Genomic DNA, 14,598 nt, shown 5'->3' on the forward strand with positions numbered 1-14,598 from the left:
CTCCCGTGTATGAACGGCGCCGGCGCCGGCGGGCCGCGCGCGGCGGCTACTCCACGACGTGCAGCTCCTCCAGCGGCCGGAAGCGGATATACTGCCCGAGCCAGGCGAGGCGGGCGACGCCGACCGGGCCGTTGCGCTGCTTGGCGATGATGATCTCGGTGATTCTCTGGTCGCCCACGCTGTAGTCGGGATTGGCGCGCTTGATCTCTTCCTCGCCGTAGTAGCCGGGACGATAGATGAAGGCGACGACATCGGCCTCGGCCTCGATGGAGCCGCTCTCCCGCAGGTCCGACAGCAGCGGCCGCCGCGGCGAGCGCAGCTCCACCGCACGGCTGAGCTGGCTCAACGCCAGCACCGGCACCCGCAGCTCGCGCGCCAGGGTCTTGAGGCCGCGCGCGATCTGGGAGATCTCCTGGGTGCGGTTCTCATAGCGGGCGTGGCCGTGCATGAGCTGCAGGTAATCCACGATGATCAGCCCCAGCCCGCCCAATTCCGCCTGCAGGCGGCGCGCCTTGCCGCGCATCTCCAGGATGTTCAGGCTCGCCGAGTCGTCAATGTAGATGGGGGCGTGATAAAGGGTCTCGGTCCACTTGACCAGCCTGTCCCCCACCGTCTCTCCGGTGTCGCGATTCACTACCTCATCGAGGTCGATGTCCGCTTGGCGGATGCGCTGCTGGTCCACTAACGCCTCCGAGCACAGGATGCGCAGAGCGAGCTGCTCCTTGGCCATCTCCAGGCTGAAGATGGCCACCGGCAGCTTCTGGCGCAGCGCGACGCGGGTGGCGACGTTGAGGGCGAAGGCGGTCTTGCCCATCGAGGGGCGCGCGGCCAGGATCACCAGGTCCGACGGCTGCAAGCCCGAGGTGAACTTGTCCACCTCGTCGAAGCCGGTGGGCAGGCCGGTGGCGGGCGCGCCCGACTGGCTGATGCGCTCGATGCGATCGTAGGTCTCGCTCAGCAGCGGCTTGAGCGAGGTGAAGGCGCCGGCGACGGTGCGCTCGCCGGCGGCGAAGACCATGCTCTCGCACTCGTCCACCAGTTGGGGGACGTTGTCGCTGTCGTCGTAGCAGCGGGAGAGGATGCGACTGGCGGCGCCGATCATGTCGCGCAGGATGGCCTTGTCGCGCACGATGTTGGCGTAGCGCTCGGCGCTGGCGGCGGTGGGCACCGCGTCAAGCAGATGCGCCAGGTAGGCCTGGCCGCCGGCCTGGTCGAGCAGGCCGCGCACCTGCAGGCGCTCGGCGAGGGTGACCACGTCCACCCCTTGCCCCTCGTTGAAGAGGTCGGCGATGGCGTTGAAGATGTTGCGGTGAGCGTCGGTGTAGAAGTCGCCGGCCCCGACGATGCTCACCACCCGGGCTGCGGCATCGCGCTCCAGGAGCATGGCGCCCAGCGTGGCCTGTTCGGCCTCCTCGCTGCGTGGCGGCACGCGCTCCAGGACCGCGCGGTCGGCTGTGCGATCCATGTCACGTTTCCTCGTGCTGCGCCGTTAACGGCTCGCGATCCCGCCGGCGCCGCTGGCGATTGGCGCACCCCGCCGGCCGCCCCCAGCGGGCCTCTCGGGGCATCAAGCCGCGGCTGCTTCCGGTGCCCCGGCGGGCGGGGGCTCGTCCGCCCCCGGTTCCTCGCGCGCCTCCGCTGGCGCGTCTGCGCCGGGCGCGACCGGCGCCGCTGCGGGCGCCGATGCTTCGTCCGCCCGTTCTTCCGGCTTGGAGGGTGCGGCCTCGGCGACCACCACCACCGGCAGCGACACCTGGACATCGCGGTGAAGCTGCACCTTCACCGTGTGCTCCCCCAAGACCTTGATCGGCTCGGGGATCTCGATCTTGCGCTTGTCCACTTCCATGTCGAAGGCGCGCTTCAGCTCGGCGGCGATGTCGGCGCTGGTGATTGAGCCGTAGAGACGGCCCGCCTCGCCCGCGCGGGCGGCAATGGTGATGGGGACGGCGCTGATGCGCGCGCCCACGGCCTCGGCGCCCTGCGCCAGCTTCTTCTGGCGCGCCTCGATGGTGCGCCGGTGGTGCTCGAGCTGCTTGACGTTGCCGGTGGTCGCCTGCACCGCGAGTTTGCGCGGCAGCAGGTAGTTGCGAGCGTAGCCGGTGGCGACCTCAACCACCCGGCCGGGCGCACCCAGGCTCGGCACTTCTTCGGTCAGGATTACCTTCATCATTCCTCCCTCGCCGCCGCCGACCTCAGCCGGGCCAGCGCCGCGCGCAAACCCACGCCAGCTCGGCGCCGACGAGCGCGACGACCGATGATACATAGATCCACAGCATCAGCACCACCACCGCCCCGACCGGGCCGTACACGCGATCGAAGTTGGCGAAGTGCGCCAGGTACCACGAGAAACCCCACCTGGCGATCTCCCACGCCACGGCGGCGAACGCAGCTCCCACGCCGACATGCCGCAGCTTGAGCTGCGGCGCCGGCACGATCCGGTATACCGCCAGGAAGGTCACGAAGCCGACGGACAGCGGGAGCGTCGCTGACACCAAGCGCCACAAGGGTCCCAGTTCACCCAGCAGGGCCAGGACTCCTGCCGCGTTGAGGCGCGCGATGATCGAAAGCGCGGAACTCAAGGCGAGCGACGCCAACATGAGCAGGACCGCGACCAGCACCAGCACCAGCGCGCGTACCCGCGTGCGCAGCAGCGACTTGCTCCCGCTTTCCCAGATGATCCGCAGCGCGCGCGCGAGCACCGCGAAGGCGCCGGAGGCCGACCACAGGATGCCCAACAGCCCCAGGCCGCCGACGATCGCCCGGTGGGCGATGACGCTCTCGATCTGGCGTTGAATCCCCATGGTGCTCGATCCGGGGAGCGCCCGATCGAGCGCCTCTCGCACCAGCGCCAGCCCTTGCTCGGAGGACGGCAGGACGTAGCCTGCCACCGCGATGAGCACCAGCAGGAACGGAAAGAGCGCCAGGAACAGGTAGAACGCGAGCGCCGCCGCGATCATGGAGACGCCCTTGCGCGAGGAGTCGCGCCAGACCTCTCGCATCACGGCCAGGGCCGGCGCCGCGAACCCGGCGATCGCTTGCGCCACAGAGGTCATCCGATCCCTGCCGCACCACAGGTTCACGATGGATAGGGGAAGCTGGGCCGCCCCCGCACATATACGACGCGCCACGCGCCCTCCTCTCGCACCGCGAGGATGGTCGCCGTGGCCGGGTCGCTCTCGACCGCGAGCGTGACTTCGGCGCGCTGCGGCCCGGTGAACTTGACGCTCGCCGACGAGAGGTTGAAGTAGGTCATGCCTTCCTTCGCCTGGCGGGTGAACTCGTCCAGCGGGTGGCGCCTGCGGGACTCGGCGCTGAGCATGGCGTGGGCCGCGGCATGGTCGCCCGCGTACAGGTGCCGCAAATAGGCAACCACGGCCCCGCGCGCGGCTTCGGCGGTCTGCGGCTGCACCGGCGGCCGAGGCACAGTCACAGGAGGCTGCTTGCGCGGGCAGCCGGCGAGCAGCGCCGCGCATGCCAGCCCCGCCGCCACCATTGCCACTCCGCGAAGTAGCGAAACCTCTTCGCTACCAAGCACGAACAACCAGGGCTTACCCGACGCCCGCCCGCCCGGGCGGACGCCTGAGAGTCGTCGCAATGGTGCATCCTCGCGGGGGTTTCGTCGCGCCCGTATTCTAGCAGAGCCCCTTGGGGGTGTCAATCAACCTCGCCCGGGGGGCGGCGGTGCCCGCGTCCGGCCCCGGATCGGGGCCCGCCCCGGGCGTGCTCCGGTGGCAACCCATGAATGGCAGCCGCAGGCTACAGACCTCAGTCCGCACAGGCCGGCAGATGTCGGTCGCGCTTGACATATCCGGTGCGGACTCTTAGAATAGAACGCTCTGCTTGCGACCGGGCGGCGGGGCCTGTGCATCCCCTTTCGCGGTCGCGGGCGATGGAGCCAGAAGCCCGCGCTCGGCGCGGGAGACCGGGCCGCGATTCGGACCGGGGCGGCCTGCGCTCCGCAAGCCACACTACCGAGGAGGAGTCAGCAATGGGTGTCAAGATCGGTATCAACGGATTCGGCCGCATCGGCCGCCAAGTTCTCAAGGCGCTGCTCGACCAGCACCCCCACCTCCAGGTGGTGGCGATCAACGACCTCACCGACGCGCAGACGAACGCACATCTGCTCAAGTACGACAGCAACTACGGCATCTTCCCCGGCACCGTCGCCGCCAAGCCGGGGGCGCTGGTGGTCAACGGCACCGAGATCAAGGTGCTGGAGGAGCGGGACCCCGCCCAGCTGCCGTGGAAGAGCCTGGGCGTGCAGGTGGTGCTCGAGTGCACCGGCATCTTCACCGCGGTGGAGCGGGCGCAGGCGCACATTGACGGCGGCGGCGCGCGCAAGGTGCTCATCAGCGCTCCCGCCAAGGGCGACTGCGCGACCATCGTCCTCGGCGTCAACCAGGATACCTACGACCCCGCCCGGCACCATATCATCTCCAACGCCTCCTGCACCACCAACTGCCTGGCCCCGGTGTGCAAGGTGCTGGATGACGGCTTCGGCATTGACGTCGGCTTGATGACCACCATCCACTCCTACACCAACGACCAGCGCATCCTCGACCTGCCGCACGAGGACCTGCGCCGGGCGCGCGCCGCCGCCCTCAACATCATTCCCACCAGCACCGGCGCCGCCAAGGCCCTGCACCTGGTCCTCCCCGCCCTCAAGGGCAAGCTCAACGGCATCGCCCTGCGCGTCCCCACCCCCACCGTGTCGCTGGTGGACCTGGTGGTGACACTGGACAAGGAGGCGTCGGTGGAAGAGATCAACGCCGCCTTCAAGCAGGCGGCGGCGGGGCCGATGCAGGGCATCCTCGAGTACTCGGAGGAGGAGCTGGTCTCCATGGATCTCAAGGGCAACGAGCATTCGGCCATCGTGGACGCCGGCCAGACGATGGCGCTCGGGCGTACGGCCAAGGTGCTGGCGTGGTACGACAACGAGTGGGCGTACTCGGTGCGGCTGGCGGACCTGGCCGATTTCGTGGCCAAGCGCATGTAGATAGCGCCCGCGCAGGGGACAGTTCCTTCCCGCCCCGGTCCCCGGCGCTGCCCTGGGCGACGGGGAACTGTCCCCTCGGGAGCCAACGGCGATGAAGAAGACGGTCGAGGATATCAATCCCAACGGCAAGCGGGTGCTGGTGCGGGTGGATTTCAACGTTCCGCTGGACGCGACCGGCCAGATCACCGACGAGACGCGCATCACGGCGGCGGTGCCCACCATCCGCTACCTGGTGGGGCGCGGCGCGGAGGTGATCCTGGTCTCGCACCTGGGCCGCCCCAAAGGAGTGGACGAGAAGCTGCGCCTGGACCCGGTCGCCCAGGCCCTGCAGCGCCACCTGGGGCAGCCGGTGCGCAAGGTGGATGACTGCATCGGCCCCAAGGCCGAGCAGGCGGTAGCGGATCTGCGCCCGGGCGAGGTGCTGCTGCTGGAGAACGTGCGCTTCCACCCCGAGGAAGAGCACAACGACCCCGAGTTCGCCCAGGCCCTGGCCCGCCTCGCCGACATCTACGTCAATGACGCCTTCGGCACTGCCCATCGCGCCCACGCCTCCACCACCGGCGTCGCCGACTACCTGCACCCGGCGGTCGCCGGCCTCTTGCTGAGCAAGGAAATCGAGGTCATGGGCAAGGCGCTCGATGCCCCGGAGCGTCCGTTCCTGGCGATCTTGGGTGGCGCCAAGGTCGAGGACAAGATCCCGGTGATCGAGAACCTGATCAGCCGGGTTGACGTGCTGCTGCTGGGTGGCGGCATGGCTTACACCTTCCTCAAGGCCCAAGGGTACGAGATAGGTCGTTCCCTGCTCGACGACAAGCATCCCGACCTGGTGCGCGAGGTCATGACCAAGGCCGATCAGGCGGGCGTGCAGTGGGAGCTGCCCACCGACGTGGTGGCGGCCCCCGAGATCAGCGACGACGCCCCGTGCCAGATCGTGCCCGCCGACGCCATCCCCGCCGAGCTCATGGGCCTGGACCTCGGCCCCGACACCAGAGTGAGCTTCGCCCGCGCCATCGCCAAGGCCGCCACCGTGGTATGGAACGGCCCCATGGGGGTCTTCGAGCATGCCCCCTTCGCCGCGGGCACGCGCGCTATCGCGCAAGCGATGGCCGAGTCGTCGGCGACCACCATTGTCGGCGGCGGCGACACCGCGGCGGCGGTCGAGCAGATGGGATTCGCCGACCGCATGACGCACATCTCGACCGGGGGCGGAGCAGCGCTCGAATTCCTGGAGGGCAAGGAGCTGCCGGGGGTGGCGGCGCTCGACGATAAGGACGATTAGGCGCCGGGAGCAGACACCCGGGGTGCGGGAGGTCGGGATGCGCGTGCCGCTCATAGCGGGCAACTGGAAGATGCACAAGACCCAGCAGGAGGCGGCGCGCTTCGTCGCCGGCCTGGTGCCGCTGATAGCGGAGGTGGCAGGCGTCGAGGTCGCGCTGTGCCCGCCTTTCACCGCCCTGGGCGCGACCGTGGAGGCGCTGCGGGGGTCGGCGGTAGCGGTCGGCGCGCAGGACTGCTTCTGGGAGGAAACCGGTGCCTACACCGGCCAGGTCGCTCCCCACATGCTGAAGGACGCGGGGTGCAAGTACGTCATCATCGGCCACTCGGAGCTCCGCGGCCGCTTCGGCAAGGAACCCGCCGACTGGACCTCGCAGGTGCGCGCGCTGTTCGGCGAGACCGACGCCACCGTCAATCGCAAAGCACTGGCGGCGCTGGCGGCGGGGCTGGCGCCCATCATCTGCCTGGGCGAGACCCTCCAGGAGCGCGACCGCGGCGAGACCGACGACGTCGTGCGCGAGCAGGCGCGGCGCGCGCTGGCGGGCATGACCGCCGAGCAGGTGGCCGGCCTGGTGATCGCCTACGAGCCCGTGTGGGCGATCGGCACCGGGCGCACCTGCGACCCCGATGAGGCGAACCGCGTGCTCGGGCTCATCCGTACCGCCGCGCGCGCGGCGTTCGCAGATGCGGCCGCTACCCTGCGCATTCAGTACGGCGGCAGCGTCAAGCCCGACAACGCCGCCGAGCTCATGCGCCAGCCGGAGATTGACGGCGCGCTCGTCGGCGGCGCCAGCCTCGAGCCGGTGGACTTCTCGGCCATCGTCGCCGCCGCCGGCGCCCGCGGGGGCGACCGGCGATGACCGAGGGAGCGCAGCGCACCCCGTTGCGCATGGTGGACGTCGGCGACCAGGCGGCGACGCGGCGCGCGGCGACCGCGCGCGTGGAGCTGCGCATGCGCCCCGATACGCTGGCGGCGATTGACCGCGGGGAGACCCGCAAGGGCGACGTCCTGGCCGCCGCCAACATCGCCGCCATCGCCGCCGCCAAACGCACCTGGGATCTCATCCCCTTGTGTCACCAGATCCCCCTGTCCCACGTTGACGTGTCCTTTGAGACGCGCGGTCGCCTGGGGCGGATGATCGTCACCGCGACCGTCCGCACCACCGCCGCCACCGGCGCCGAGATGGAGGCGCTGACGGCGGCCGCGGTAGCGGCGCTCACGGTGTACGATATGTGCAAGGCCACCGATCCCGACATGGAGATAGCGCATCTCGCGCTGGTGAGCAAGCGCGGAGGCAAGAGCGGCGAATGGGAGTCGCCGGCAGAGTAGAAGCGGTCTGCGTCGCCGCGCGCAAGGGCGAGCCCAAGCGCCCGGCGGCGAGCATCACCTTGGTGGCCGACCACGGCGTCGCCGGCGACGCCCACGCCGGCAGCGCCCGTCAGGTGAGCCTGCTGGCGACCGAGAGCCTCGACAAGCTGCGCGCCAAGGGGTTAGCGGTCGGCCCCGGCGACCTGGCGGAGAACATCACCACCGCCGGGATCGAGCTGTGCGCGCTGCCGGTGGGGGCGGTGCTCAAAGTCGGGGGCGCGGTGCTCGAGGTGACGCAGATCGGCAAGCAGTGCCAAGCGCCGTGCGCCATCGCGCGCCGGGCGGGGGAGTGCGTGATGCCCACCGAGGGGATCTTCGCGCGCGTGATGGCGGGAGGCGAAGTGCGCGCGGGAGAGGTGATCGAGGTGGCGCCGGAGGCGGTCGCAGGTGAGGCGGACGGGGATGAAGGTGGCGATTCTCACGGCCAGTGACCGCTGCGCACGGGGGGTGGCGCGCGACGAGAGCGGGCAGCTCTTGTCGGCGATGATGGCGGGGCGCGGGGCCCGGATCGTCGCCTACGAGATCGTGCCCGACGACCGGCGGCGCATCGCCGACACCGTGCGCGAGATGGCGGATCAGGGCGCGCAGGTGGTGCTCACGACCGGGGGCACGGGGATCGCGGCTACCGATGTCACGCCGGAAGCGACGCGCGATGTCATCGAGCGCGAGGTGCCCGGCATCGCCGAGGCCATGCGCGCGGCCGGCCTAGCGACCACCGCGCATGCGATGCTGTCGCGCGCGGCGGCGGGCATCCGCGGAGCGACCTTGATCATCAATCTTCCCGGCAGCCCCGCGGGCGCCCGGGAAAGCCTGCAGGCGGTGCTCCCGGCGCTGGAGCACGCGGTGGAGCTGCTGGCGGGGCCGGTTGCGGACGAGTCGCATCAGCCGCCGGCGGCGCAGCCCTAATCAACCATGGAACGGATAAGCGATCATCCCGACTTGCTGCCCCGACTGGGGGCCATTCAGCGCGACCTGGTGGCGCAGATGCACCGCCTGGCGCGCACCGCGATCGCTATCCAAGAGCTGCCTCGCGGGCGCAGCCTCACCGAGGCGCTGTCCCTGATCCTGCGGGCCGCCTGCGAGAATCTCGGCTTCCAGCGCGCTTACGCGTATGTGGCCGACGGGGAGGCCCTCGACCTGCGCGTGGCCTGGCCACAGGGGCGCCGCAGCGCGGGATGGCTGGAGCGCAGGGCGATCGCCTGCAACGCCCCCCAGGCCAGCCGCAGCGGCAAGGCGGTGGTGGTACCCCTGCCGCCCGCCGGGCGCGTCACCGGCGCGCTCCGGCTTGAGGGGCGCGCCCCGGGACCGCTGGCGGGGGACGCCATCGCTCCCATCATGCGCTTCGCCGAGGCCGCCGCGCTGGCGCTGGAGAACGCGAATCTGGCCGATCAGGTGCGCTCGCAGGGCACGCAGATCCAGTCTCTTTCCAGCCGGCTGGCCGAGGCCAACCATCGCATCAATAACAACCTGCAGGCGCTGGCGGGATTCCTGGCCGAGCACGCACGCGCGAAAGACGCCGCGCCCGGCGCGGGATCGCAGGCGCTGCGCGACGGCATCGGCCGCATCAAGACCATCGCCGCGCTGCACGAGGCCCTGTCCTGCTCGCACGATGATCACCCCGACCTCGGGCGGCTGACCGAACGCGTCTGCGCCCAGACCGCCGCCGTGGATCAGGACCAGGAGCGCATCACGGTGACGGTGGCGGCCGACGCCGTGCCCGCCGACCCGGGCCTGTGCCGCGCCTATGCGCTGGTGCTGCACGAGCTGGTGAGCAATGCCCTGCACCACGCCTACGCCGATGGCGGGCAGGGCGAAGTGCGGGTCTCGCTGCGCCGCGCCGATCGCGGGGTGACGCTGGTGGTTGCCGACGACGGAGTCGGGCTGGAGGCGTCCGCCGTGCCCGCCGGCGATGCGAAGCGTGGTGGGCTCGGGCTGCACATAGCTGCCGCGATTGTCGAACACGAGCTCAGGGGGGGGCTGCAGCTCTCAAGCGCCAACGGAACCATCGCCCGGCTGGAGTTTACGCTGCCGGGTGTGCCGTAGCTCAGCGGGCGATCCTCCGCTGCCAAGCAGGAGCGAGCCACGGGAAACGCGGCCATGGAGAACATGCGAATCCTCATCGCCGAGGACGACAGCACCGTCGCCCATGCCCTCCAGGACGAGATCGAGAGCCTGGGGCACGCCGCCGTCGGCATCGCCCGCACCGGCGCCGAGGCGGTCAGGCTATCGCGGGAGCTGCGTCCCGACGCCATCATCATGGACATCAAGATGCCGGAGCTGGACGGGCTCGCGGCGACGCGGCAGGTGCTGGAGCAGGCGCCCACGCCCATTATCGTCCTGACCGGACATCTGGACCCGGAGCTGATCGAGGACGCGAGCACGGCGGGAGCGATGGCCTACCTGGCAAAGCCGGTGGCGCCGGGGGAGTTGGAGGCGGCGCTCCAGGTCGCGCGCCGGCGCTTCATGGAAACCCAGGAGCTGCGCAGCGAGGTGGCAAGTCTGCAGGAGGCGCTGCGCGTGCGCAAGGTGGTGGAGCGCGCCAAAGGCATCATCATGCGGCGCCTCAACCTCAGCGAGGCCGAGGCCTTCCGTCGGTTGCAGAAGCACGCCCGCGACCAGAACCGCAAGCTCGGCGATATCGCCCAGGGCATCGTTGACGCCGACCAGATGATGTGACGGTCGCGGCAGACCGCGCGCGATGCGGCGGGGTGCGCCCGCGGCGGCGCGCGGCAGGAGAGGACCCATACCATGGCACAGCAGCGCTCCACACGCGGCAGGAAACGCCTAACCCCCGCCATCGGCGACGAGGTGCGTGTGCCCGCCGACACTCGCAACCAGTTCTCACGCTATGAGCATTTCGCGGCCACCGAGTGGGCGCGGCAACCGATTGACGGTCTGGTCGTGTCCATCCGCGAGATCTCCTCCGGCCAGCCGGTCAAGGTGGCGGCGGGACCCGCGCGACGCTATGTGTTCGACCTCCTGCATGACCGGACATTCGACCTCCGCGTTTCCTCCAAGGGCAACTCCCAGGGGGCGACGGCGGGGCGCCCGCAGCGCGCCCAAGCCTTCGCGCTGGTGCAACGCGCCCTGCGCCAGCTCGCGGGTCGCAGCGCCCCGGCCAGTGGCGGTGATGCGCTCGCCGGGCCGCCGCTCCAGGAGCTGCTGGACGGGTGGCGGCTGGTGCGCGTGTGCGCCGATGACGTTGAGGTGCGAGAGCCGGGGGCGCAGGAATAGGGCCAATTCCGGGGACAGTCGACTTAATTCCCAAGACACCTGGCATAATTAAGTCGACTGTCCCCATGCCCGCGGGCCAATGAGCCGCAGGCGCATGAACGAGCCGGAGGCTCATGAAGGTCGGGCTCATATCGCTGGGCTGCCCCAAGAACCTGGTTGACAGCGAGGTCATGCTCGGGCATCTGCTCGCGGCGGGGCACGAGATAACACCCGACGAACGGGCGGCGGATGCCATCATCGTCAACACCTGCTGCTTCATCGAGCCCGCGCGCGCGGAAGCGGCGCGAGCGGTGGAGGGCGCGCTGGCCCTGAAGCGCGCAGGCTCCTGCCGCCTGGTCATTATCGCCGGCTGCTGGCCGCAGCGCGAGGGGGCGCGCCTGCTCGAGCAGTTCCCCGACGCCGACGCGGTGATCGGGGTCAACGATGTTCCCCGCATCGCCGTCATCCTCGAGCAGCGGTCCGCGCCCGCGGGCGAGGCTCGCTCCCGCCGACCCGCGCTGCACCTGGCCCCGCCCGACTACCTCTACACCCACGACGCCCCCCGCCTGCTGGCGACGCCGCCGTGGACCGCCTACGCCAAGATCGCGGAGGGATGTGATCACCGCTGCTCCTTCTGCGTCATCCCCCGGCTGCGGGGGCCGCTGCGCAGCCGCGCGCTCGCCTCGGTGGTCGCGGAGGTCGAAGGCCTGGCGCGGCGCGGGGTCAAGGAGATCAACCTCGTCGCCCAGGATACCACCGCCTATGGCCGCGACCTCTACGGCCGGCCGCGCCTGGGCGAGCTGCTGCGGCGGCTGGCGGCGGTGGAGGGCGTGCGCTGGCTGCGTCTCATGTACTGCTTCCCGACGGAGATAGACGAAGATCTCATCGGCCTGCTGCGCGATGAGCCGAAGCTATGCAAGTACGTGGACCTGCCGGTGCAGCACAGCGAGCGGGAGCTGCTGAGGGCGATGCGCCGCCCGGGCTCGGGCGCGCGCTACCTGGAGCTGATGGGGCGGCTGCGCGCGCAGGTTCCCGGCATTGCGCTGCGCACCTCCATTGTGGTCGGCTTCCCCGGCGAGACGCCGCGGCAGTTCGAGGCATTGCTGGCATTCATGGCGGCCGCTCGCTTCGATCGCGCGGGGGCGTTTGTGTACTCGCGCGAGGAGGGCACGCCGGCCGCCCGCTTGGGGCAACCGACGCCGCCGGACGAGGCGCAGCGGCGCTACCGGCGGGTGATGGAACTGCAGCAGGGCATCTCGCTCGAACTCAACCGCGGCTGGATCGGGAAGGACCTCGAGGTGCTGGTGGAGGCGCGAGCGCCGCGACCGTTCGCGTGGGTGGGGCGCTCACCGCGTGACGCGCCGGAGATTGACGGGCTGGTTTACCTGCGCGGCGGGAAAGGCGTCGGGCCCGGCGACTTCGTGCGCGCGCGCATCACCGCCGCGCGCGAGTACGACCTGGAGGGGGAAATCATCGCCGACCAACCGGCGCCGCAGCCCTAGCCCCAATGCTCGCGGCTGGCATCGTTGGCCTTGGGCACCCCCGGTAGGGGATTCCCGCCTTCGGCGCGCAAGCCTCGGTCGCGTCGCCCCCTCGGAATGACATCCCCGAAGCCTTACGCATAATCCGGGTTAGACCCAGATTATGCATTCCGAGCGTGAAGAGCTCACCCAACGGGTGTGTCATCCCGAGCAACGCGAGGGATCCCCTACCGGGGTTGATGGCGGCTGGAATCGCTGATCTTGCGCATCCCCGATAGGGGATTCCTCGGGCGCGTCGCTTCCTCGGAATGACATGCCCGAAGCCTTACGCATAATCCGGGTTAGAAGGTCCAAATGAACAGTATGGCGGCTACTCCTGCGGCTCGATGGCGATGTCCACCACCACCCGTGAATTGGACACGCTGATGACGCCGCGGGGCAGCGACAGCGCCACCGCGCGGAGATGGATGTCGCCCTGGGCGCCCTCAACATCAACGGGCACGGTCTGCACCTGGGTCACCTGCCGCAGTTGCCGCCCCTCACCGGCGACGGTCACCAACGCCGGGCGCACCGAGGCGCGCGCGACGCGGTATCCGGGCGCCGGCTGTCCCTCCGTGCGCAGCACCACGGGCACAGTGAAAGCCAGGGTTTCGAGCGCGCCCCGCTGCGTGATGATGACGTAGACCCACAGGGAGATGGCCAGCAGCAGGGCCAGGACCTTGTACCCCAGATTCTTACGCAGCATCGGCCTTCTTCCACCGGATAATGGATCGCTCGCGCTCCGGCCGCACCAGGGCGTCGAGCAGCCGCTTGCGCAGCGCGTCGTCGGTGAGGTTGGTGAACAGCCGCCCCTCGAGGGCGTAGGACACGGCGCCGCTTTCCTCGGAGACGATGACCACCGCGGCGTCGGTACGCTCGCTCAGGCCCAGCGCGGCGCGATGGCGCGTGCCGAACAGCGATCCCACATCGTCGCGCTCACTCAGCGGCAGCACGCAGCCCGCGGCGGCGACCCGCTCTCCGCCGATGATGGCGGCGCCGTCGTGGAGCGGGCTGCCGGGGAAGAAGATGGTGCGCAGCAGTTCGGTGGAGACGAGCCCGTCCACGCGCTTGCCGGTGTTGGCGATGTCGTTGAGACCGACCTCCCGCTCCAGCACCATCAGCGCTCCCACGCGGCTCTGGGCGCACAGGCGCGCGCCGCGCACCACCTCGCCCACCAGGCGCGAGACCTCCTCGCCCCGCAGATCGGTGACTCCCCCCGGCCACAGCCGCCCGCGCCCCAACCGCTCCAGCGCCAGGCGCAACTCCGGCTGAAACAGGACGATGAGCGCGATCACGCCCGGCAGCAGCATCTGCGTCACCAGCCAGTGGAACGTGTTGAGGCCCGCGGCGCGACTCACCGCCACCAGCACCAGCAGCACCCCGATCCCTTTCAAGAGCTGGATCGCGCGCGTGCCGCGCACCAGCAGCAGCAGGTAGTAGATCGCGATCGCCACCAGGGCGATGTCAATGACAGTGGCCCAGTTAACGTTGCTGCGGATCGTATCGCGCAGGAGCTGAAAGGAGTCCATGGGTGCTGCCGTCGGCCTCGGCGGACGGGTTGCGTGCACGTTTGCGCGCAGCGAGGTCGGGGGGAGCGCAGCCCCCTATGTTCGCGATCCCCGCGGCGCGTGACACCGCCAGCATCACCCGCCGTCCACACGAATATAGCATACCCCGCCGCGCCACCGGTGTCAAACCGCACGCGCGGGTGGGTTGGGACCGGACAGGTTGATTGTTACCCCCTGGGGGAGGCGAAGGAGTTGCGGATTCTTGCTCTGAAATCCGTGGGGCCCGCGGGCGAGAAACGCTTACGCGAGTGCTTGCCCTCCCTCGGGCTGCGCATGGTCCGGCGCGGGCGCCTCAAGCCGGCGGCGCCGGAAATCATCGAGCCGGGAAGGAAACGCTTGCCAGTTGAGCATATCTGGGCTGCATGCCATCTCCCACTCAAAGTCACAGCCCACCGCCGCTCACGTATCCGCAGATGATCCGCCAAGTCAAAGACAAATACGATCTGCGCCTGCGCCTGGTGCAGTCAGTCCGCCAGCTCGGCATCAAACCGACAGCCCGGCTCTACGGCACCAGCCCGCAGACGGTGCGCAAGTGGTTGCGTCGCTTCGAGGCGGGCAAGCGCGCCGCCCTGGCCGATCGCTCCCATGCGCCCCATAGTTGCCCCCACCAGACCCCGGCCGCCGTTGAAGCGCAGATCATCGAGGCGCGTGAGCGCT

17 protein-coding genes are annotated in these 14,598 nt (G+C 70.1%); 11 read left to right on the forward strand and 6 right to left on the reverse strand.

Going from position 1 to position 14,598, the window contains the following annotated elements; translation table 11 throughout:
* Positions 1 to 46 precede the first annotated feature (46 nt).
* From dnaB to VM221_00970, 4 genes are all read right to left on the reverse strand, one after another.
* Entirely contained in the window at positions 47 to 1,465 is a 1,419-nt protein-coding gene (dnaB, locus tag VM221_00955) for a replicative DNA helicase (GenBank protein ID HUT73387.1), read from the reverse strand.
* 102 nt (positions 1,466 to 1,567) lie between these two features.
* On the reverse strand, positions 1,568 to 2,170 hold the full coding sequence (gene rplI / locus VM221_00960) for a 50S ribosomal protein L9 (protein ID HUT73388.1): 603 nt from the start codon (positions 2,168 to 2,170) through the stop codon (positions 1,568 to 1,570).
* Positions 2,171 to 2,192: 22 nt separating this feature from the next.
* Entirely contained in the window at positions 2,193 to 3,044 is an 852-nt protein-coding gene (locus VM221_00965; protein HUT73389.1) for a YihY/virulence factor BrkB family protein, read from the reverse strand.
* A gap of 32 nt (positions 3,045 to 3,076) precedes the next feature.
* Positions 3,077 to 3,595 carry a hypothetical protein gene (locus tag VM221_00970; GenBank protein HUT73390.1) on the reverse strand — a complete coding sequence of 173 codons (519 nt, stop codon included), beginning with the start codon at positions 3,593 to 3,595 and terminating at the stop codon, positions 3,077 to 3,079.
* A gap of 393 nt (positions 3,596 to 3,988) precedes the next feature.
* Here VM221_00970 and gap point away from each other — a divergent pair, with 393 nt between their 5' ends.
* The 10 genes from gap to rimO all read left to right on the forward strand — a co-directional run bounded on the left by gap (position 3,989) and on the right by rimO (position 12,355).
* On the forward strand, positions 3,989 to 4,996 hold the full coding sequence (gap, locus tag VM221_00975; GenBank protein HUT73391.1) for a type I glyceraldehyde-3-phosphate dehydrogenase: 1,008 nt from the start codon (positions 3,989 to 3,991) through the stop codon (positions 4,994 to 4,996).
* Between the two features lie 91 nt (positions 4,997 to 5,087).
* Positions 5,088 to 6,275, forward strand: coding sequence for a phosphoglycerate kinase (locus VM221_00980; protein HUT73392.1), 1,188 nt, complete (start codon positions 5,088 to 5,090; stop codon positions 6,273 to 6,275).
* A gap of 37 nt (positions 6,276 to 6,312) precedes the next feature.
* Complete coding sequence (gene tpiA / locus VM221_00985; GenBank protein HUT73393.1) at positions 6,313 to 7,131, forward strand: triose-phosphate isomerase; 819 nt, start codon at positions 6,313 to 6,315, stop codon at positions 7,129 to 7,131.
* A complete protein-coding gene (moaC, locus tag VM221_00990; protein ID HUT73394.1) occupies positions 7,128 to 7,601 on the forward strand; it encodes a cyclic pyranopterin monophosphate synthase MoaC in 474 nt (157 codons plus the stop codon). Before tpiA ends, moaC begins: the two co-directional genes overlap by 4 nt.
* Entirely contained in the window at positions 7,580 to 8,071 is a 492-nt protein-coding gene (locus tag VM221_00995) for an MOSC domain-containing protein (protein HUT73395.1), read from the forward strand. The genes moaC and VM221_00995 overlap by 22 nt, the downstream gene beginning before the upstream one ends.
* Positions 8,043 to 8,546 carry a MogA/MoaB family molybdenum cofactor biosynthesis protein gene (locus VM221_01000; GenBank protein ID HUT73396.1) on the forward strand — a complete coding sequence of 168 codons (504 nt, stop codon included), beginning with the start codon at positions 8,043 to 8,045 and terminating at the stop codon, positions 8,544 to 8,546. Before VM221_00995 ends, VM221_01000 begins: the two co-directional genes overlap by 29 nt.
* 6 nt (positions 8,547 to 8,552) lie before the next feature.
* A complete protein-coding gene (locus VM221_01005) occupies positions 8,553 to 9,683 on the forward strand; it encodes a sensor histidine kinase (protein ID HUT73397.1) in 1,131 nt (376 codons plus the stop codon).
* Between the two features lie 54 nt (positions 9,684 to 9,737).
* Entirely contained in the window at positions 9,738 to 10,316 is a 579-nt protein-coding gene (locus tag VM221_01010) for a response regulator (GenBank protein HUT73398.1), read from the forward strand.
* Between the two features lie 72 nt (positions 10,317 to 10,388).
* A complete protein-coding gene (locus VM221_01015; GenBank protein HUT73399.1) occupies positions 10,389 to 10,874 on the forward strand; it encodes a hypothetical protein in 486 nt (161 codons plus the stop codon).
* 113 nt (positions 10,875 to 10,987) lie between these two features.
* Positions 10,988 to 12,355: a 30S ribosomal protein S12 methylthiotransferase RimO gene (rimO, locus tag VM221_01020; GenBank protein ID HUT73400.1), complete on the forward strand. Its 1,368-nt coding sequence runs from the start codon at positions 10,988 to 10,990 to the stop codon at positions 12,353 to 12,355.
* Between the two features lie 349 nt (positions 12,356 to 12,704).
* Here the strand turns inward: rimO and VM221_01025 are convergent, their stop codons facing one another.
* Together VM221_01025 and cdaA are read right to left on the reverse strand one after the other, a co-directional pair.
* Positions 12,705 to 13,079: a YbbR-like domain-containing protein gene (locus VM221_01025; protein ID HUT73401.1), complete on the reverse strand. Its 375-nt coding sequence runs from the start codon at positions 13,077 to 13,079 to the stop codon at positions 12,705 to 12,707.
* Positions 13,069 to 13,902, reverse strand: a complete 834-nt coding sequence (cdaA, locus tag VM221_01030) for a diadenylate cyclase CdaA (protein ID HUT73402.1) — start codon at positions 13,900 to 13,902, stop codon at positions 13,069 to 13,071. Before cdaA ends, VM221_01025 begins: the two co-directional genes overlap by 11 nt.
* Before the next feature lie 452 nt (positions 13,903 to 14,354).
* On the opposite strand from cdaA, the gene VM221_01035 reads away from it, so the two are divergent.
* A partial coding sequence (locus tag VM221_01035) for a helix-turn-helix domain-containing protein (protein ID HUT73403.1) occupies positions 14,355 to 14,598 on the forward strand: 244 nt, incomplete at its 3' end.

The sequence above is a fragment of the Armatimonadota bacterium genome, from assembly GCA_035527535.1.
Classification (GTDB): domain Bacteria; phylum Armatimonadota; class Hebobacteria.